The organism is Nitrospira sp. Ecomares 2.1 (assembly GCF_965152585.1).
In genome coordinates this window covers 2,331,534-2,350,245 of sequence record NZ_OZ224219.1, presented here as the reverse complement: position 1 = coordinate 2,350,245, position 18,712 = coordinate 2,331,534, and the positions used below count along the sequence as shown (strand labels likewise).

Annotated in this window: 19 protein-coding genes; 16 read left to right on the top strand and 3 right to left on the bottom strand. The window is 49.3% G+C overall.

The features are described from left to right. The first annotated feature begins 35 nt into the window (after positions 1 to 35). The 9 genes from gatA (at position 36) to ACWHYD_RS10165 (ending at position 7,602) form a co-directional block, all read left to right on the top strand. A complete protein-coding gene (gene gatA / locus ACWHYD_RS10205) occupies positions 36 to 1,508 on the top strand; it encodes an Asp-tRNA(Asn)/Glu-tRNA(Gln) amidotransferase subunit GatA (RefSeq protein WP_447965790.1) in 1,473 nt (490 codons plus the stop codon). Between the two features lie 14 nt (positions 1,509 to 1,522). Beyond that, on the top strand, positions 1,523 to 1,930 hold the full coding sequence (locus ACWHYD_RS10200) for a DUF948 domain-containing protein (RefSeq protein ID WP_447965789.1): 408 nt from the start codon (positions 1,523 to 1,525) through the stop codon (positions 1,928 to 1,930). After that, entirely contained in the window at positions 1,920 to 2,234 is a 315-nt protein-coding gene (locus tag ACWHYD_RS10195; RefSeq protein ID WP_447965788.1) for a YtxH domain-containing protein, read from the top strand. Before ACWHYD_RS10200 ends, ACWHYD_RS10195 begins: the two co-directional genes overlap by 11 nt. Positions 2,235 to 2,278: 44 nt before the next feature. After that, positions 2,279 to 3,709: an Asp-tRNA(Asn)/Glu-tRNA(Gln) amidotransferase subunit GatB gene (gene gatB, locus ACWHYD_RS10190; protein WP_447965787.1), complete on the top strand. Its 1,431-nt coding sequence runs from the start codon at positions 2,279 to 2,281 to the stop codon at positions 3,707 to 3,709. Positions 3,710 to 3,780: 71 nt separating this feature from the next. Then, positions 3,781 to 5,067: a phosphopyruvate hydratase gene (gene eno, locus ACWHYD_RS10185; protein WP_447965786.1), complete on the top strand. Its 1,287-nt coding sequence runs from the start codon at positions 3,781 to 3,783 to the stop codon at positions 5,065 to 5,067. Positions 5,068 to 5,076: 9 nt separating this feature from the next. Beyond that, positions 5,077 to 5,430 (top strand): FtsB family cell division protein, encoded by a 354-nt coding sequence (locus tag ACWHYD_RS10180; protein ID WP_447965785.1) that lies wholly within the window; start codon positions 5,077 to 5,079, stop codon positions 5,428 to 5,430. Positions 5,431 to 5,518: 88 nt separating this feature from the next. Further along, positions 5,519 to 6,412, top strand: a complete 894-nt coding sequence (gene era / locus ACWHYD_RS10175) for a GTPase Era (protein WP_447965784.1) — start codon at positions 5,519 to 5,521, stop codon at positions 6,410 to 6,412. Between the two features lie 62 nt (positions 6,413 to 6,474). Then, positions 6,475 to 7,239 carry a DNA repair protein RecO gene (recO, locus tag ACWHYD_RS10170; RefSeq protein WP_447965783.1) on the top strand — a complete coding sequence of 255 codons (765 nt, stop codon included), beginning with the start codon at positions 6,475 to 6,477 and terminating at the stop codon, positions 7,237 to 7,239. Between the two features lie 12 nt (positions 7,240 to 7,251). Then, positions 7,252 to 7,602, top strand: a complete 351-nt coding sequence (locus ACWHYD_RS10165; protein WP_447965782.1) for a gamma-butyrobetaine hydroxylase-like domain-containing protein — start codon at positions 7,252 to 7,254, stop codon at positions 7,600 to 7,602. A 155-nt stretch (positions 7,603 to 7,757) separates the two neighbouring features. Here the strand turns inward: ACWHYD_RS10165 and ACWHYD_RS10160 are convergent, their stop codons facing one another. The 3 genes from ACWHYD_RS10160 to ACWHYD_RS10150 form a co-directional block, all read right to left on the bottom strand. After that, positions 7,758 to 8,285: a hypothetical protein gene (locus ACWHYD_RS10160; protein ID WP_447965781.1), complete on the bottom strand. Its 528-nt coding sequence runs from the start codon at positions 8,283 to 8,285 to the stop codon at positions 7,758 to 7,760. 254 nt (positions 8,286 to 8,539) lie between these two features. Further along, positions 8,540 to 9,595: a DEAD/DEAH box helicase gene (locus ACWHYD_RS10155; RefSeq protein ID WP_447965780.1), complete on the bottom strand. Its 1,056-nt coding sequence runs from the start codon at positions 9,593 to 9,595 to the stop codon at positions 8,540 to 8,542. Between the two features lie 22 nt (positions 9,596 to 9,617). Next, positions 9,618 to 11,477 (bottom strand): hypothetical protein, encoded by a 1,860-nt coding sequence (locus tag ACWHYD_RS10150; RefSeq protein WP_447965779.1) that lies wholly within the window; start codon positions 11,475 to 11,477, stop codon positions 9,618 to 9,620. A 169-nt stretch (positions 11,478 to 11,646) separates the two neighbouring features. On the opposite strand from ACWHYD_RS10150, the gene ACWHYD_RS10145 reads away from it, so the two are divergent. From ACWHYD_RS10145 to ACWHYD_RS10115, 7 genes are all read left to right on the top strand, one after another. Beyond that, the gene (locus ACWHYD_RS10145; protein WP_447965778.1) at positions 11,647 to 11,994 is read left to right on the top strand and encodes an STAS domain-containing protein; all 348 of its coding nucleotides are present in this window, start codon (positions 11,647 to 11,649) and stop codon (positions 11,992 to 11,994) included. 676 nt (positions 11,995 to 12,670) lie between these two features. Then, the gene (locus tag ACWHYD_RS10140) at positions 12,671 to 13,474 is read left to right on the top strand and encodes a hypothetical protein (protein ID WP_447965777.1); all 804 of its coding nucleotides are present in this window, start codon (positions 12,671 to 12,673) and stop codon (positions 13,472 to 13,474) included. Between the two features lie 148 nt (positions 13,475 to 13,622). Beyond that, positions 13,623 to 14,810: an MFS transporter gene (locus tag ACWHYD_RS10135; RefSeq protein WP_447965776.1), complete on the top strand. Its 1,188-nt coding sequence runs from the start codon at positions 13,623 to 13,625 to the stop codon at positions 14,808 to 14,810. Positions 14,811 to 14,850: 40 nt separating this feature from the next. Further along, positions 14,851 to 14,982, top strand: coding sequence for a hypothetical protein (locus ACWHYD_RS10130; RefSeq protein WP_447965775.1), 132 nt, complete (start codon positions 14,851 to 14,853; stop codon positions 14,980 to 14,982). Positions 14,983 to 14,998: 16 nt separating this feature from the next. Further along, entirely contained in the window at positions 14,999 to 15,655 is a 657-nt protein-coding gene (locus tag ACWHYD_RS10125) for a riboflavin synthase (RefSeq protein WP_447965774.1), read from the top strand. Between the two features lie 250 nt (positions 15,656 to 15,905). After that, positions 15,906 to 17,807, top strand: coding sequence for a sensor histidine kinase (locus ACWHYD_RS10120; RefSeq protein WP_447965773.1), 1,902 nt, complete (start codon positions 15,906 to 15,908; stop codon positions 17,805 to 17,807). Continuing rightward, complete coding sequence (locus ACWHYD_RS10115) at positions 17,804 to 18,478, top strand: response regulator (RefSeq protein WP_447965772.1); 675 nt, start codon at positions 17,804 to 17,806, stop codon at positions 18,476 to 18,478. The genes ACWHYD_RS10120 and ACWHYD_RS10115 overlap by 4 nt, the downstream gene beginning before the upstream one ends. Positions 18,479 to 18,712 lie beyond the last annotated feature (234 nt).

The following is an 18,712-nucleotide window of genomic DNA, read 5'->3' as shown; positions in this document are numbered from 1 at the left end:
CCCTATTTATCCACTGATCACAGATTCTGGTTTGTATGTCTCTATTTAAACTTACGCTAAAAGAGCTTCAGGGGAAATTTACCGCTGGCGAGGTGAGTGCGATGGATATCGCCAGGTCCTATTTGTTGCGACTCAGTCAAGTAGAACCAAAAATTAAAGCCTATATTACCCTGACACCGAAAGAGACTCTGCTTCAGCAAGCCAAAGCGATTGATGATGGCTTGAAAGCCTGGCGAAAAACACAGCCGCTCATGGCCATGCCATTAGGCATTAAAGATAATATTTGTACAGAGGGGATCCGGACTACTTGTGGATCTCGAATGTTGGAAACCTTTGTTCCGCCGTATGACGCTTCCGTGATGGGCGGTCTTCGACCTCACCAACCCCTGATTCTTGGCAAAACCAATCTTGATGAATTTGCCATGGGTTCGTCCACGGAACATTCAGCGTTCGGGCCGTCCAGGAATCCGTGGAATCAAAAGTATATTCCGGGAGGGTCCAGTGGAGGATCGGCCGCCGCGGTGGCTGCAGATGAATGTGTGGCAGCCTTGGGTTCCGATACCGGAGGGTCGATCCGACAACCAGCGGCCTGTTGCGGGGTGGTGGGGTTGAAGCCAACGTATGGGCGTGTGTCCCGGTATGGGCTCATCGCATTTGCCTCATCTCTGGATCAAATCGGCCCTATTACCAAAACCGTGACTGATGCTGCTATCCTGCTGAATGCCATTGCCGGATTCGATCCAATGGATTCCACGTCCGCTAATCGTGACGTCCCGGATTTCACCAAATCCGTGAAAAAGAAAGACGTCAAAAAACTTATTATCGGAGTGCCACGGGAATATTTTGCTGAAGGACTTGATGCTGAAGTCTCCGAGAAAGTTCAAGATGCCATCCTGGTGTTGCAGGAGCTGGGCGGAACGATTCGGGAGGTAACGTTGCCCTTCACGGAACAGGCCATTGCGACCTATTACCTTGTCGCCACGGCAGAGGCCAGCTCTAATCTAGCTCGCTATGACGGCGTCAAGTTTGGGTTTCGTTCCAAGGAGTCGGGAGAGCTGGCAGAGATGTATCGGAGCACTCGGTCTCAAGCCTTTGGGCCTGAAGTGAAACGGCGTATTATGTTGGGGACTTATGCGCTGAGTGCCGGGTATTACGACGCATATTATGGAAAAGCCCAAGCGGTTCGCACCTTGATTCAACGGGAATTTGAGGCAGTGTTCCAGGAAGTTGATCTGCTGGTGAGTCCAGTCATGCCGACGCCGGCTTTTCAATTAGGGGAACGATTGGACGATCCCTTGCAGATGTATTTATCCGACATCTATACCATTCCTGCGAGCTTGGCTGGACTTCCCGCAATTTCCGTTCCCTGTGGATTGAGTAAAACCGGCCTCCCCATTGGATTACAACTGATGGGTCGTCCCTTTGAGGAAGCCATGGTTTTGCGTGCAGCCTATGCCTATGAACAAGCTACCGACTGGCGAGTGAAACGGCCAGTGATTCGGTCTTGAAAGGATAGCGAGATATGGTGGATTTGGCAGCGATCATCATTGCCGTGGCCTTTGTCGTCTTGGTGGGCTATCTGGTTCCGATGATTCTTCAAGTGAAACGTACGGTTGGGCAATCCGAACGTTTACTTATTCGCTTGAACCATGAGTTGCCGGGATTATTGAAGGACGTCAAGGGAACCAACGAAAACCTTTTAGCTCTTACCGATCAAGCCAAGCTTGGTATTGATCGTGCCACTATTTTCTTGAATGCAGTTGGAGATGTTGGGGAAACCGTGAGTCATGTCCATCAGACCGTTCGTGAGAAAGGGGGAGGCCTTGCTGTGGGCGTTACCAGTTTACTTGCCGGATTCAAAGCAGCGACTTCGACGATGAAGAAACGTATACATAAAGAACAAAAAGGAGGGCCATCCTATGGCAGTTAATCAGTCAGGTGCATCAGCAGGCTCGGTTGCGTTGGCCTTTTTAAGTGGAGCGCTATTGGGAGCTGTGACGGCGATCATGTTAGCCCCTCAGCCGGGAAGAGATTCCCGAGAACGAATTACGGGGTATGCGCGACGCACGAGTGAAGATTTGCGAGACATTAAGGAGCGGGCCACGGATGCTGTGGAAGATGTCGTCGGTCGTGGCCGTGAACTGGTGGAAGAAATTTCCTGTGCCGTGCGAGAAGCGTTAGACGCGGGTCGGGATGCCATGCGCCGTGAACGTGAAATGAAATCCTTGGATTAAGATTCGAAAAAAGACGAAATCGAGAGGAGTGGCTCTGCTGCGTTATGGCTTATGAACCTGTCATTGGAGTTGAGGTGCATGCCCAACTCCAAACGAAGACGAAATTGTTTTGTAGCTGTCCGACTTCCTTCGGACTTCCTCCGAATACGCAGGTGTGTCCAACCTGTCTGGGGTTGCCTGGAAGTCTCCCGGTGCTGAATCGCCGCGCGGTGGAAATGGCCGTGCGGACCGGACTCGCGCTTCACTGCGAGATCAAGCTGACGAATCAATTCTCCCGAAAAAATTACATGTATCCTGATTTGCCGAAGGGCTATCAAATTTCGCAGTATGATTTGCCGATCTGCGGACCAGGATGGCTTGACATTTCGGTCAACGGCGAGTCAAAACGCGTGCGCATTTGCCGGGCACATTTGGAGGAAGATGCCGGGAAAAATGTCCATGATGTGCCTGTGGAAGGCAGTGGTGTCGATTTAAATCGGGCGGGAACTCCATTGTTAGAAATTGTCACCGAACCCGATCTGCATTCATCAGATGAGGTTGATGCCTATTTGAAAACCCTGCATGACCTCTTGGTTTATCTGGAGGTCTGTGATGGAAACATGGAACAGGGAAGTTTTCGTTGTGAGCCCAATGTGTCCCTCCGTCCCAGGGGCCAGGACCGTCTCGGAACCAAGGTCGAATTGAAAAATATTAATTCTTTTCGTTTTGCCAAAGAGGCCTTGGAATTTGAAATTTCCAGGCAGACTGAGGCCTTAACCGAAGGTGAAACGATTCGTCAGGAGACCCGACTGTGGGATGTGCAGAAAGGACAAACGGTTGTCATGCGAAGTAAGGAAGAAGCCCATGATTACCGGTACTTTCCCGACCCGGATCTGCTCCCCGTTAGCGTGGATGCGGAATGGATGGAATCGCTGCGCCAGACGATTCCGGAACTTCCGGCTGTTCGCATGAAACGGTTTGTGATGGAATATCATCTTCCTGAGTACGATGCGAAGATTCTGACGGATTCAAAAAACTTAGCCGACTATTTTGAAGCCTGTGTGAAACTCTTTCCCCATCCCAAAACGGTCAGTAACTGGGTGATGGGCGAATTACTTCGTGAGCTCAATACCGCTAATACCCCTCCCGAATCCTCCCCGGTAGGCCCCGAACAATTGGTTCAACTCTTACAATTGGTAGAAGAGGGAACCATTAGTTTAAAAGTTGCCAGAGATCTTTTCCCGGAATTTTATGGTAGTGGAAAATCTCCGGATCAATTGGTCAAAGAGAAGGGCCTGGTCCAGGTTTCCGATGAAGGTATCCTGGAAACACTGATTAAAGAGGTGCTGACCCAGCATTCAACTCAAGTGGAGCAATATCGTGGTGGGAAGGAGACGGTGTTAGGATTTTTAGTCGGACAGGTGATGAAGGCGTCGCAGGGAAAAGCCAATCCTGGCAAGGTCAATACTCTGTTGAAACAGCATCTCACGCCTTGATCTAAGGCTCGACTCAGGGTACAAGATAAAGAGGTCGCCATTACTCACCATTACAAGGAATTACAGCTTCTATGAGCCTTATTCAGAACATTACCTCACGGATGATTCTGGATTCTCGCGGGAATCCAACAATTGAAGTGGATGTGCATCTTGCCAGCGGCATGGCTGGTCGAGCTGCTGTTCCTTCCGGAGCTTCCACGGGGACACGCGAAGCCTTGGAGTTGCGGGATTGGGATAAAAAACAATGGATGGGCAAGGGAGTGTCTAAAGCCTTAGCCGGAATTCAAAAGCATATACTCCCGGCTCTTAGAGACATGGAAGCCCAGGACCAGGTGAGTATTGATTCCCGCTTAATCCAACTAGATGGAACCAAGGGGAAAACCAAGTTAGGGGCAAATGCGACACTTGGCGTGTCGTTAGCCGTGGCCCGGGCCTCGGCACAGGAACTTGGAATTCCCTTATTTCGCTATCTTGGTGGAGTCTCGGCTCGAGAATTGCCGGTGCCCATGATGAATATTATCAATGGAGGCGCTCATGCAGACAATGGTCTGGACCTCCAAGAATTCATGATCATGCCGGTGGGGGCGACCAGTTTCAGGGAAGCCCTCAGGATGGGAACGGAGATTTTCCACAATCTCAAGGCCATCTTAAAATCAAAAAACATGAGCACGGCGGTGGGGGATGAAGGTGGATTCGCCCCGGCTGTTCGATCAAATGAAGAAGCCCTGGATTTTATTGTTCAAGCGATTCACCAAGCCGGCTATCGAGCAGGGAAAGATGTGGTGTTGGCACTTGATGCGGCGGCCAGCGAGTTTTTTGAGAAAAAGACGTATCATGTGCGTCATGGGGTTAAACCCAAAATGTCTTCGGGGGACATGGTCGAATATTATGCCAAATTAGTGAAGGAGTACCCGATCGTCTCAATTGAAGACGGGCTTGATGAAAGTGATTGGACAGGCTGGAAACAACTCACGGATCACATAGGTGATCGAGTCCAGCTTGTTGGCGATGACCTGTTTGTGACCAACGTCGAGTTTTTGGGACGAGGAATTCGTGAAGGCATTGCGAATGCGATCTTGATCAAAGTCAATCAAATCGGCACGCTCACGGAAACAATTGAAGCCATGCGCATGGCTCAGCGGGCCGGGTATGGAGTGGTCGTATCCCACCGATCCGGCGAGACTGAGGATACGACAATTGCCGATTTAGCTGTGGCGTTAAATGCCGGACAGATTAAAACAGGATCCCTGTCTCGGACCGATCGTCTGGCAAAATATAACCAACTACTCAGAATTGAGGAGACATTAGGCTCATCTGCTTTATATCGCGGGAAAGCCGTTCTGCCAGTACAAGCATGATTTTCAAGTATGCGTCCCAATAATAAAAAACGGACGTCCACCGGGTTTGGGGGTGATCTGTTGGATCGCCTTCCCATGGTTGGGGCATTTTTGATGATGAGTGTAATGGCGGGGACCATGTTTTTTAATTCTGATGGATTGCCCTTATACTTTCATATGCGAGAAACGCGTGAGCATTTGACCGAACAAATCCAGCAATTACAAGATATCAATGCCCTGCTCGAAGAAGATATCACCCGTATTCAGCGGGATCCGCAACGACTGGAAGAGTTGGCCCGTAATCGTTTGGGCATGGTCCGGCAGGGAGAGGTGGTGTATCAATTTGTGGAGCCGGTCCCATCCTCATTTACGGCCAGACCTTAGCGGCCAGACTTCTTGCGCCAGGCCCCTCCAACCCTTCATACTCATGCATTGATGTTTCTTCCGTTTTCCCATACTTAAAAGTTATTCGATGAAATCAGGTCAATTAGCCATTCTCGGCCGACCCAATGTCGGCAAATCGACGTTGCTCAATGCATTGGTTCGCGAAAAAATCGCCATTGTCTCTGATAAACCACAAACTACGCGAAACCTCATTTTAGGAGTCGGGCATTACCCGGAAGGCCAGCTCATTCTCATTGATACGCCAGGCCTCCATACGCCTCACCATCGAATGAATACACAGATGGTGCAATCAGCGTTAGGCACCCTGACTCAATCTGATGTGGTCTACATGATTGTGGACAGTCAGGTTTTGCCAGGCCCCGGAGACCGACAGGTTATGGAGCAGGTGACCACAGCCCATCAAGAACGTCCATTTCAGGGAGTATTTTTATTATTAAATAAAGCCGATGCTGTCGCCAAATCCAGGCTGCTCCCTCTCATTGATCAATACCGCACGTGGTTTCCCTGGAGTGAAATTATCCCCATTTCCGCTAAGACCGGGGTTAATCTGCCCCAATTAGTTGAATTAACCTTTGCGTGTTTGCCCTCATGTCCGGAATTGATGTATGACGAAGATTTTTTGACCAATCAGCCTATGCGTCATATGGCTGCGGAGCTCATTCGTGAAAAAGTTCTAGAACAGACCTACGATGAATTGCCGTATGCAGTGGGTGTCATGATTGAGGAGTTTCAGGAAGAACCAGGCCTGACAAGTATTCGGGCCGTTATCCTGGTGGAAAAAACCAGTCAAAAAGGAATCATTATCGGGAAAAAAGGCATGCGCCTCAAAGAGATTGGCCAAAGTGCGCGGATAGATATGGAGCGACTGTTCGGTATGAAGATTTATTTGCGCATGTGGGTGAAAGTGCAGGAGGGCTGGCGCGATAATGTGCAGATGTTGAGCGAATTGGGATATGGATGAACATGGGTGGTAATCACAGTAGTTTTCACGTCTGACGTGCAGAGAGTCCTCGTGGAGTTCTCATGCCGCTCCTAAGAACCCGCGCGGTCATTATTCGAAGCCAACGCTGGGGTGATGCTGACAGAATTGTTACCCTGTATTCCCCTGATCTAGGTAAAATTCGTGGCGCCGCTCGTGGTGCTCGCCGAATGAAAACACGGTTTGGCGGGGTTCTTGAGCTCTTTGGGATTGTTGATGTCACCCTGTTCCAGAAAACCCCTGACGCTTTGGGACAAATTAGTCAAATAGATCTTGTCAAAAACTTTAAAGCCGTACGAGAAGATTTGGGCGTAATGGCTGCAGCCGCCAAGATGGTACGTATGGTGGAGATGATTACGGCGGATCGTGATCCCAATCCTGAGATGTATTCAGCACTGGTTTATGGCCTGGAAAGTCTGCTTCCTGACCGGGACCTGGCACTCGCCACATTATTATTTCAAATTCATGTGCTGAGCTATACTGGTTTTCGTCCACAAATTGATCGTTGTACTGAATGCGGAAATATGGCCTCCTCCAAAATGTCTCAGTGGTTTTCCCCTCGATTAGGTGGGATGGTCTGTAACGGCTGTGGTCAAGAGGGGGTAGGCCGATTATTATCCATTTCTAAAGGAAGCCTGGCGTTTATTGAACAGGCTCGACGACTCCCCATGGCCAGTCTATCTCGATTGAAAGCGATTGGAACGGTCCGTATTGAAGTGGAAGAAGCTATTGAAGCCTATTTCCAGGCAGTTGTCGGAAAAGCTCTCCCAACATTTGAACAATGGGTGTCGAAGGATGCCCACTCATAAGGATAATCGGGTATGAATTCTCAATCGTCACTTGAACCTACAGATATGGAATGGCTGGAAAACGGGGTGTTGGGCATTACCTGGAGTGATGGGCATAAGGGCATCTATCCGGTTCGGTATTTGCGACAACATTGCCCCTGTGCAGCTTGCACGGACGAATGGACCGGTGAGTTGCGTCTCAAGCCGGACTCTATCCCCCTTCTTATTTTATTGCAGGATATGGAGCCGGTTGGGCGCTATGCCTTTCGATTTAAATGGAGTGACGGACATGATACCGGGCTCTATTCCTACACCGCACTGCGCAACATGTGCCAATGTGATATTTGCCAGCCCAATAAGCCAAAAAGCAAGCAACTCCTCTAGCTTATTCTGGTTTTCTTTTCATCAAGATTCCAGCCAGATAGTGCCAGTATGAACCTATGAAAATGTTTAAAGGGAGGACCGTTACGAAAGATAGCGTGAAGCGGACGACCGAAGCAAAAAAAGGCTTGAGTGAGTGAACCAGGAGGGAACGATTTTTATTGTACCAGGACTTCCTGTGTAGATAGTGAGACGGGCCGAATGGTGGTCAATTGTTCTAACGCATGATTGGCCTTGCTGACGTAGAATGCATATTGAGATTCTGGATAATCTACTATGATTTTCTGAAAGGTGCGCAGAGCCGTTGGCCAGTCTGATGACAATTGGGCAACTTCTGCAAGGTGGATTGAGCATGAGGCAGCCATGGCCCGTGGATCGACTGCCAAACGGGAACCCCTCGCTGTCGATAATTTTTTTAAAAAGGCGGGGACAGGAATAGGAGAATCATCCAGTGAGATCGGTTTAGGTGCAGAGGCTAACACGGAAAGATTGGCCTGCATGCTTTGAATATCAGAACCATCTACGCATTGATTATAGGCGTCCCAAATTCCCAGGAATTCCTGATCCTCCATGGCCAACTCCCCAGGTGATTTTGGCTGAATACTCTGACAGCCAATAAAAATGACTGGAAGTAAGGTTACGAGGAAATACTTGATACATGTGGAAGCAAGAAATCTGGTCTTCATCTTTGAGCCTGGAAATCGAAGTTTAAAAAACATTTTAGGAATTCAGTATTATTAACGCAAAATTCATGCTCAAAAATAATAATTATGGATATGGGTTATTTCCTTAAAATTAACAATAAAAGCAATAGAATGATGACGGAATCGTATACTTATTACCACAACATGTGTTTATTTCGGCACAGTTTCTGGTCCCTTGAAATTTAATGTCACACTTGAGATTACAGGCGATGTAATTTTTCCCACTAATTCATAAATTATCGAAATGGTTTAATTTCGTATTCGGTGAACAGCTGTCTGGTGTCTGGATGAAAGATATAGCCTTTGCCTTGGAGAATATCCTGGTTTTTGAATAATGGAACGAGTTGCCCTGTGGGATGGAGATACAGCCCTCGAAGAGGAACGGATCGTTTGGCATGTCGGATAAGATGGCAGGGAATAGGCCTGATGGCCTGTAGCCATTCGGCCAAATCTTGAGGGTTCCCGATAGATGCAGAGAGGAGGAGGAGCCGTGCCTGTGAGGGACACAAGATAATCGTTTCCTCCCACACCACCCCTCGTTCTGGATCAGCGAGGTACTGCGATTCATCCAGAATGACTAACCCCAGAGTATGCAATCGTAAATCAATCTCCCCACTAGCGGCATCATAGAATAAATTTCTTAGAATTTCGGTCGTCATTACCAATAGCGGAGCTTGGGCATTGTCCCTCCGGTCTCCGGTTAATATCCCGACTTGGTCCGGTCCAAAGAGTTGGGTGAATTCCATGAATTTTGTATTCGAGAGCGCTTTCAGTGGAGAGGTGTAAATCACTGTTTGGTTGAGTGCCATAGCCTGTTTGATCGCTTGTATGGCGACATAGGTTTTTCCACTTCCCGTCGGAGCACTGACGATAACATCGGAATGTGCCAGATGCTCCACGGCTTCGGTTTGCCATGGATCTGGAACAAAAGGCTGAGGCTCAGGAACCCCGATCCCCTTTAAAATTTCCTGAAGCGTAATCGATGGCTGGGAATGGTCGAAGTTGGGCTTTCCCTTCATTTGTCTATTTTTTGATTGAAAGGGCGAAGCGGCCTTTTGAGGGCGGGCAGCCGCGCGGGCTTCCTGTGCGGCCAGTCGTTCCTGTCGAGTAGTCAGTATTTGTTGTAACTCAGTTTCAATGGCCAGAATCTGGTCGGGAGGGAAAGCCAGCATTAATTCCACAAGCCGATGTTTTCCAAGACGGAAATGTCGATGGATGCGGCCTTTGGCCATATGATGCAAATATTTCACCGGTAAACTCTGGAGTTCATGTTTGAGATCATCAAAATGCATGGCGTTGGGTCCCCATCTTTGGCTATGGAAGTTCCTGCAAGACTTCCCGTCGCATGGTCACCATCGCGGAGTGGGCGGTATCGGCCAAGCCCGGGTGAGTGATCTTGAGTCCATATATTTGAGAGAGAAATTCCAAAGTCCTGGCTAAGAGGCGATACACGTCCCCTTCAGCCATGGATGTGGAGCGAACCAGTGAGGCCCAAGTGAGCTGAGGATTCCCGATCCAGCTTTCCACCAGTGCGGCGACATCTGAGCGTAACAAGGGTGGGGGTTCATACGGACTCAATGAATCAGCCACCGCCCGCACTTGCGTCAACATCGTAGCCAGGCCGGATGGGAGCCGCATGTAGGATCCCGGACGATCATCATCATGGGAAATACTCGCCATGATGCCTGCCAACAATCCTGGAGCAATGCCTGAGAAGGCATCCATACGTATGAGTTCTGTTATGAGCAAGGAATGGTTAATACGAATGAGTCGAGCCCACTCTCCGTCAGCAGTGAGTTGCGAGGAGGCGGTGATATATCCAAATTTGTGGAGCACATCGGCTTTTTGTTGAAATCGGTGCCACAATCCGTCACGGAGTGCTTGAATCGTTTTGGTTAATTGCTGGGATTTCTGTCGGAGTTTCGAAGCCAGGGGAAAGTCTTTCTTACATGCCGAATGGGACGGGCAGGTGGGACAGGGAAATTCCTCTGTTAATATTTCTGCAAGGAGCGGGTCGTCTGTTTCCTGGGTTTCCGGCAATATGGGGACTGTCGGCAGACGCGTGGGCAATTGGGAAAGCTCTTTCTTGAGTTGAGAGAGGACCTGTGGCTGACACCAGGGAATAGTGCGAGAGGGCTGAAACTCAAACACCCGGTCGTAAACCTGAGTGACCGAATGAGCGGGACACTCACCCAACGTGCCTTTGGCCCGAATCACGGATAACATAGGGGCAAAGGTTCCACGGCTTCGATACTGACGAAGTATAATCGCCGGACCTTTCGGCAGTCCGATGAGGCGACCTGGAGTCAGAAACGGCAGACAAGCAGTCAAGAATGGCGTGTCATTGGTGACGATGGGATGTCGGTGCGCTTTGCGTCGACGGGCCAGATCAAAGCCCTTCCATTGGGTGATCCAATCGGCGCATTCCCTGGGCCCGTAGGGTTCCAATTGTTCTTTGATCTGATCCAGATGATCTTGATGAATGCCGGATCGTTGATTCAGCTGAAATTGCGCAAAGCTTTTAGCGAGCAGCCCCTCAATTTGATCCAGCGAATGGGCCTTTAGCAGATTTAGGACCATGGGGTAGGACACCACGAATTGACTGTCAATCGGTTCCGGATAGCCTGTGAGTCCTTTTCCAAGGATGTGCAAGTCAATATACGGGGAGGGGGTAATGACCACGACTCCCACCAAATCTTTTCCTCGGCGGCCTCCGCGTCCGGCCAATTGTTGAATTTCGCTGTTCGTCAAATCCGTGAAATCCTGCGATTTACGGACGCTGGATTGGGTAATGACGACGGTACGTGCCGGGAAGTCGACCCCGGCGGCCAAGGTCGTTGTGGCAAACACGGCATCCAACAATCCCAGGCGCATGAGTTCTTCAATCGCAATTTTCCAGGATGGGAGATGTCCTGCGTGATGAGCCGCAACTCCAAATTCTTGCACAACCGGAATGAGGGGGTGATGGGTAATACTCGGGAAGTCTTTGGTGAATTTCTCCAGAAATTCCCGGATGGCCTCTGAGCGTTGAGAGGACATCCTGGCTGAACTGTGGGCGAAAGTATCAATGGCCTCATCGCAGGCCCGGCGAGATGTCAAAAAGACAATCGCCGGAGTCAACCGGTGCTGGCGGAGAATTTCTATGAGATCAACGGGATGAATGGCTGGTGGCATGGATGGTGAAATTGTAGCAGGAGTCGGTGGGTGAAAACACTAATATGATACAGGTCGAACAAAAGAAAACGAACCGTGCTCTGTGGGGTTACCATGGATCGCGGAAGCCGAGAAGGCAGGAAACACCCGTTGTTAAGGTCTGGCATATTGGACCGATAAGGTTTCGATTATGGCCATTGAAGTCATTATACGCGGAATTCGAGGCGCCACCGTCGTGGATTTTCATGGCCGGTTGGATATGCATTCCCGATGGCATGTCAAAGCCATTATTAATCAATGTTGCCATACGGAAGAAGAGCACCTGATTCTCAACCTCAAGGGCTTAACATTTGTCGATAGCGCTGGGTTAGGTCTTCTCGTGTTGTGCTCCTATCAATTCAAAGAATTACGTCGCCGCATAACCTGGATTCAGCCGCAGGGATGTGTCGGAGAATTGCTTCATAATCTCCAAATCAATGAACTCATCTCAGTGTGCCAGTCCGAACAGGACGCATTATCTTCAGTCTCTCCTTCCTGAAATCCTCCTCATTCCAAGTATTCATAAGTTTTTGGTCTTTGATTGCGTGGGATCCTAATGCCGGGAATTTGGCAAAAGATTTCCGGTTTCCGGACGATCAAAATATTCTCCTCCCTCATTATTTTGAAGGATTACCCACATCCACCTCAACGTTTATTTATACGGGTGTGGTCCTGTGATATAAGCCTTCAGGTTATCAGCATAATTCACAGAACCAATATCCTCAGTTCTTTAACAAAAATGAGAGTTCTTTACTCTTGCCAGCCTGACATATAAAACGGCAAGATGATTTCTGTGAGAAAATATCTCAAGAGATACAGAAAAAAAACGATCGTTTCCTTGGAAAAAAAACAAAAGGCCATATTGCGTCCGTTCGAGTGGATATGACATTTTGTTCCAAGGAGTGTTGGAATCACGACGAAGCATTTTGGTCTAAATGCCAGGTACCGTTGTTTTTTGATGTACCAACCTGTGGAAAAATTGACCAAATGCACTTGAATTCAGTGAGGCTAATCTGGATGGTTGAGTCACTGAATGTGAGACTCTCCGAGAGATTTAATGATCCTCGTTCCCTCCAACGATGTGTAGAGGTTATCCCCCACTAACCCGTCCCATGTGCGTTGGAAGTCCAAGAGGCTTCTTAAGGATAAAATTTATAGGTGAGGAGATTTGTGTCATGAATGGCAATCGGGTCAAAGGCCAGGAAAGAAACTATCCATTCCTATCATTGATCATGGTGGGTGTGATGTGGTGTGCCCTGATGAGCCAACAGACGGTGCATGCCTACCAGGAAGAGGAGATTGCTGGTGGAGGGATAATTTCCGGTGTGATGAAATTTTCTGGAATTGTTCCATCGGCCAAGACCCATAAAGTCACCATGGGAAGCCATCCAGAATTCTGTCAGACCATTTCTGACAAAAATGGTGTTATTCATATTCCAGAAGTCCGGGTGTCTTCCAAACAACGCTTGGCGGATGTGATCGTGTTTCTTCAAGAGGTTGAGCGTGGCAAACCCGTACCGAAAGAAGGTCCGGTCGTGACAGTGGACCGTTGTCAATTTGCGCCACAAGTCATCGGTGCCATGGACGAACAAACCCTCCGGATAGCCATGCGTGATCCGATTCTTCACCAGCTTCGCGGATGGGAGATGTTGGACAAGGGACGCCTGCCACTTTTCCATTTACCCAATCTGGGAGAAGGAGGGGAGGCGACGGTTCCACTCAAAACACGGGGTAGCAGTATTATCAAGCTGGAATGTGATCAACACCGATTCATGCAAGGTTGGCTCCTGCTGGCAGCCAATCCGTATGTGACCGTATCCGATGACCATGGGGTGTTCCGTTTGACGGATGTTCCAGAGGGCACACATACAGTCGGGGCCTGGCATCCGGTGTTGGGGTATCAGGAAGCCAAAGTGACGCTCAGTTCTGGCCGGCAAGAGACCCTTGCGCTGACGTGGGTGTCCCCCTTGAAACCCTAAGGCCTTCTGAGGCAATCGAGCTGACCACCTGTCGGTCTTTAAATTCCTCAAAGATTCTGGCGGGTCAGGTTTGACCGTTTCAACCTTCGGTTCTTTTCCTCAATGACGGTTTTCTTCCACCGGCTCACGAATTTGTTCGCTCTCTGATATGAAAGATTCCAAGGCATTTCTCTTTCTTAGTCTTGTCGGATTTTGTAGTTTTGTCAGTTATGACATGGTGCGTCGACCGGCCTTGGCGTTGTTTGTGGAAAGCCTTGGTGCGGGACCTTTTCTTGTCGGCCTATTGGTGGCTGTCTCGACAGTGACCGGAGTGATACTCAAGCTTCCGATGGGATTGCTCTCCGACCAAGTCAATCGAAAACGGTTAATGTTAGGAGGAGTGCTGGCCTTTGCGTTTCCGCCCTTTCTTTATCCGTTCACCTCAGATCTCTGGACATTAGGGGCTCTCCGATTGGTTCATGGATTGGCAACAGCCATGTTTACGCCGCTGGCCTTGGCGATGGTGGCAGAGCTCTTTGCGAAACGGCGAGGCGAAGCCTTTGGTTGGTATACTTCGGCGACCCAAGGCGGTGGGCTACTGGGTCCGATGATTGGCGGTGCTGTCGTGTATCAATATGGATTCTCGCCCACGTTTCTTTTAGCCGGTGTCTTTGGATTGTTAGCTTTGGTCTTCTTCTGGTTGATCCCTCCGACTCAGGCACCTTCGCGAGTTCATCAACATTCCTCCTCGACCATATGGAAGGAAATGCGCGAAGGCCTCCGCCGGGTCTGTCAGATTCCACCCATTCTCATCACGAGTACCGTGGAAGCGGCCAAGATGATGGGAAACGGCACGCTGATGGCGTTTTTGCCGCTGTATGGTTTGCTCATTGGGTTGAACGCTGCAGAAATCGGGGTTTTGTTTGGAGTGCAGGCGTTGACTTCCTTTATCGCCAAACCGGTGATGGGCCGGATCTCCGATCGTGGGGCCAGGCAACCACTGATTTTTGGAGGACTGTGCCTGTGCGGACTCATGGTGATGTTTATTCCGCACATTCAGGGGTATATTCTTTTATTAGTGGTCGCCGGAACGTTTGGATTTGGGGAGGCGGTGGTGACGTCCTCGACCACGGCCCTGGTTGCTGATTTTTCAGAAGGAAAAGATCTGGGGGCTGGTATGGGATTACGAGGGACCATTATGGATATCGGGCATGCGGGGGGACCGCTGTTAGCGGGAATACTTATCCATGCCCTAGGCTATGGAGGCGGGTTTTTCTGTATTGGAAGCTTATTATTACTGACGGCGGCATTTTTTGGTGTCACGATGATAGGGATCAAAAAACCGGTTGTGCTATAATGAACTTTTTCCTGATGGGCAGGCAAAGGAGTCGAACACCATGAATGAAGAAATGGGAACCGGTGATCTTATCATCGGGATTGTGGCGTCCCTCGGTGTCGTAGTCCTGATCGTGGTCTTTGTTGTGATCGTGAAAAAAGTTCTCCTCAATAAAGACAGTCATATCCAATAACCAAAATTGGTGGAATATGTTTAGCGGAATAATCGAGGAAATGGGTGCAATTCAGTCGATTAATAAAGGGTTGACAGGTGCAAAGTTTTCCATTTTGGCTTCTCTGACATTAGAAGATCTGAAACTGGGTGATAGTATTAGTGTCGCCGGTGCCTGCTTAACGGCCAGTCAAGTGGGCGACCTGGGCTTTTCGGTGGATGTGTCGACCGAAACATTGAACTGCACAACATTAGGAACCATTTCCGTTGGAACACCGGTTAATCTGGAGCGGGCCATGAAACTCAATGCCAGGATGGGGGGGCATATAGTCACGGGCCATGTCGATGGAATTGGTCTTTTACGTGCTCGACAACAAGATGGGAATTCGATTCAACTCACCATTGAAGCTCAAGAGGAAATTATGCGCTATTGCGTGGCAAAAGGCTCAATTACCGTGGATGGAATTAGTTTAACCATCAATGCGGTCTCGGAACGTTCTATCGCCGTAGCCATCATTCCGCATACAGCCAAAGTTACCACCATGGGGCTCAAGCAAATTGGGGATACGGTCAATTTAGAATCCGATTTGATTGGAAAATATGTTGAACGCTTGTTACAAACAAGCGGGATGCTTCCCGCAAAGCCCGCCCCAATGATCAATCGAGAATATCTCGAAAAACGCGGTCTCCTATAGTTTTCTTATATATTTCATGTCCCAAAATCTTCCACAAAAAACCAAACATCCCCTTTGGCGTTTGTTTGCAGTCGTCACCCTCTTTGTGATCGTTATTCCCGCAACGTTGTGGGGAATCGTTCAGCTGTATGAAATTATTTGCGCCTGGTGCGGCTGCTGTAGTGCCATCGATCGTCCACGAACCGGGTAGATCCCCACTCAGGCATTCACTGAAACCGCCAATGTATGAGGAGAGCAGGTTTTTCTCCTTATGTATTCAAGCCAATTATACAACCCCAAAGATTTTGTCTTAACCCTTATCCTGGCTGGTGGGGTTTTCACGTTTGATCTCCTTCTTCCACGGGGATTTGCGGAAGAAATGTTGTACACGGGCGTGGTGTTCTTTGCCACACAACGGTTACCACGAAGGATGGTCTATGTTGTGGCCATTGGATGCACCGCACTCACGATCATAGGGTTTGGCCTCACATTTTCCACCTTGAGCGGGGCACCGTCATCCTTGAGTTGGCCATTTCGATTTCCCATCACGAACAGAGCCTTTTGTATTGGCGCCATTTGGGCGATTACCCTCTTGGCTCTTCAACGGAGGCGGGCGCTAGAAGCCCTTCGGACGAGTGAGGATCGATTTGGCTTGGTCGCCGAAAGCATCCAGGACTACGGAATAGTAATGCTGGATCCGGAGGGGAACATCGCGAGTTGGAATGCAGGGGCCGCACACATTTTCGGCTATCTCGCAGGGGATGTTCTGGGTCGGCCTCATTCCCTGTTATATCCACCTTTTGCCATTGATTCCGGCGAACCAACTCATTTTCTGAATGAGGCCAGGGCTTCGGGAAGTGTCATGAAGGAGCAATGGTTAGTGCGAAAAAACGGGGTAAAATTTTGGGGCCATGTTGGCATCACCGTCTTACGTGATGAAACTGATCAACTTCAGGGATTTGCCACCGTGATGGGGGATCTCACCAAACAAAAACAAGAAGAAGATGTTATTCGAGCCCTGCTGCGTCTGAGTGAAAAATTGAATTCCACTTTCGTTCTGGAAACGCTCCTGGACGAATTAGTGACAGAAGCCATTCAACTCGTCCAGGCTCATGCCGGGTTTGCCGGGTTGGTTTTGGGGGAAAAGCTGGTGTGTGAAAAATATTTTCACGGTCAGACAATGAAACTCTGTCATCGTTCGTGGTCCCCTGGGCAGGGATTACCCGGCTGGCTTCTCCTCCATCAGACTGCCTATCTCACGAATCGAGCGCATGAGGACAGACAGATTGAGCAGGATTTCCGACAGGCATTTGAAATTCATTCAGCCTTAAGCATTCCAATTCTCGATGCCAAGGATACCCTTTTGGGATGTATTGAAGTACATAACAAAGAGAAGACGAGTGGCTTTACACGTTTTGATCAGCAAACCATGATCGGGGTTTCACAAGTGGCCTCTATTGCCATTCAGAATGCCTTGGCCTACCAAAAGCTTCAAGAAGCTGAAGCGCTTCATAGCCAATTATTGGAAAAAATCATGACGGCCCAGGAGGATGAGCGGCGACGGATCAGCCGGGAATTACATGATGAAATTGGCCAATCGCTGACCTCCCTTCTTGTTGGACTCCGCGCAGCTGAGAATGATGCCCGTTCAGATGGAATGGCAGCACGGGTGAACGATCTACGAAAGATTACGAGTACGACACTGCAGGAAGTTCAGCGACTGGCAAAAGGTTTGCGTCCAAGCGTGCTGGATGATTTTGGACTGGAGGAAGCCATCGCCCGCTATGGAGGAGAATTTAGTTCAACATATGGCATAGAGGTGGATGTGGCTCAAAATTGGCAAAGTAAGAATCGCCTGTCTCCCGCAGTGGAAACCGCCTTGTATCGAATCGTTCAGGAGGCGCTGACGAATATAGCAAAATATGCAAAGGCCACCACCGTGTCGATCCTTCTGCAGCAAACCCCTACCCAGATTCGACTTATTGTGGAAGATAATGGTCAGGGGTTTGACGCGGAAGCGATTGTCGGGAGAGCTGCGGCAGGTGCCCATCTGGGCCTGCATGGAATGCGGGAGCGAGCGCTGTTGCTCAATGGTTCGATTTCCATTGAATCATCTGCGGGAACCGGAACCACCATCTATGTCAATATCCCTTTAAAGGCTGAGACGGCGTGAAGATTCGCATTTTTATCGTGGATGATCATGCAGTTTTACGATCGGGATTGCGTCTCTTGATCAATGGGCAACCGGACATGGAAGTCGTAGGTGAAGCCGGAGAAGCCCCTGCGGCCCTTGAGGCCGTTCAAAGCCTATTACCTGATATCATCTTGATGGATCTGGCCATGAATGGTCACATGCATATTGATACGATCGGTGAACTGAGAAAATGTTGTCCTTCCGGTTACATTCTTGTCCTGACCATGCACACCGAAAGCGGCTACGTTCGCGGATCCCTTGCTGCCGGGGCTTCCGGGTATGTCGTCAAGAGTGCGGCAGACACAGAATTATTAAGAGCGATCCGCACCATTGCCCAAGGAAAGACCTATGTTGACTGGACTGTGGGGAAAGGGGTGGGGCAGGATCTTCGCGGGGCATCAAAAAAAAGTCTCACCGACAAGGCGCCTGGGTTACTGGGACAACTCAGCCCGAGAGAGCGTGAAATTTTCGGTTTGGTCGCTCAAGGTTTTACCAATCAACAAATTGCCGATCAATTGGGAATCAGTATCAAATCGGTTGAAACCTATCGAGCGAGGGTTATGGAAAAGCTCGGGCTTCGTAGTCGTGCCGACCTTGTTCAGTTTGCCCTGAGCTGTGGTGTGCTGACGCCTGGAAATCCCCTTCACTAATCCCCCATTTGTTCCCTCGATTGAAAATATTCCCATCCCCTGCGTGCAGTATCTTGTCAGGTTTTCCCCTCTGCCATTTCCTCCTGATTCCCGTTATTTTATCCACATAGAGGTTCAAAGCTAGATGTGGGCCCCCTTGTCGTATTCCGGCTATTGGAAATTCAGTTGCTGAAAGGCGGGGCAAGAACGCCTCCTATTCACAGATCAATTCTTTTTCATTGCCCATAATGTTCT

Coding starts and splice junctions, on each gene's coding strand:
- recO (WP_447965783.1), top strand. CDS start 6,475: ATGCCGCTCCTAAGAACCCGCGCGGTCATTATTCGAAGCCAACGCTGG.
- ACWHYD_RS10140 (WP_447965777.1), top strand. CDS start 12,671: ATGAATGGCAATCGGGTCAAAGGCCAGGAAAGAAACTATCCATTCCTA.
- ACWHYD_RS10200 (WP_447965789.1), top strand. CDS start 1,523: ATGGTGGATTTGGCAGCGATCATCATTGCCGTGGCCTTTGTCGTCTTG.
- ACWHYD_RS10135 (WP_447965776.1), top strand. CDS start 13,623: ATGAAAGATTCCAAGGCATTTCTCTTTCTTAGTCTTGTCGGATTTTGT.
- gatB (WP_447965787.1), top strand. CDS start 2,279: ATGGCTTATGAACCTGTCATTGGAGTTGAGGTGCATGCCCAACTCCAA.
- ACWHYD_RS10120 (WP_447965773.1), top strand. CDS start 15,906: ATGTATTCAAGCCAATTATACAACCCCAAAGATTTTGTCTTAACCCTT.
- ACWHYD_RS10180 (WP_447965785.1), top strand. CDS start 5,077: ATGCGTCCCAATAATAAAAAACGGACGTCCACCGGGTTTGGGGGTGAT.
- ACWHYD_RS10195 (WP_447965788.1), top strand. CDS start 1,920: ATGGCAGTTAATCAGTCAGGTGCATCAGCAGGCTCGGTTGCGTTGGCC.
- era (WP_447965784.1), top strand. CDS start 5,519: ATGAAATCAGGTCAATTAGCCATTCTCGGCCGACCCAATGTCGGCAAA.
- ACWHYD_RS10160 (WP_447965781.1), bottom strand. CDS start 8,285: ATGAAGACCAGATTTCTTGCTTCCACATGTATCAAGTATTTCCTCGTA.
- eno (WP_447965786.1), top strand. CDS start 3,781: ATGAGCCTTATTCAGAACATTACCTCACGGATGATTCTGGATTCTCGC.
- ACWHYD_RS10130 (WP_447965775.1), top strand. CDS start 14,851: ATGAATGAAGAAATGGGAACCGGTGATCTTATCATCGGGATTGTGGCG.
- ACWHYD_RS10145 (WP_447965778.1), top strand. CDS start 11,647: ATGGCCATTGAAGTCATTATACGCGGAATTCGAGGCGCCACCGTCGTG.
- ACWHYD_RS10150 (WP_447965779.1), bottom strand. CDS start 11,477: ATGCCACCAGCCATTCATCCCGTTGATCTCATAGAAATTCTCCGCCAG.
- gatA (WP_447965790.1), top strand. CDS start 36: ATGTCTCTATTTAAACTTACGCTAAAAGAGCTTCAGGGGAAATTTACC.
- ACWHYD_RS10165 (WP_447965782.1), top strand. CDS start 7,252: ATGAATTCTCAATCGTCACTTGAACCTACAGATATGGAATGGCTGGAA.
- ACWHYD_RS10155 (WP_447965780.1), bottom strand. CDS start 9,595: ATGCATTTTGATGATCTCAAACATGAACTCCAGAGTTTACCGGTGAAA.
- ACWHYD_RS10125 (WP_447965774.1), top strand. CDS start 14,999: ATGTTTAGCGGAATAATCGAGGAAATGGGTGCAATTCAGTCGATTAAT.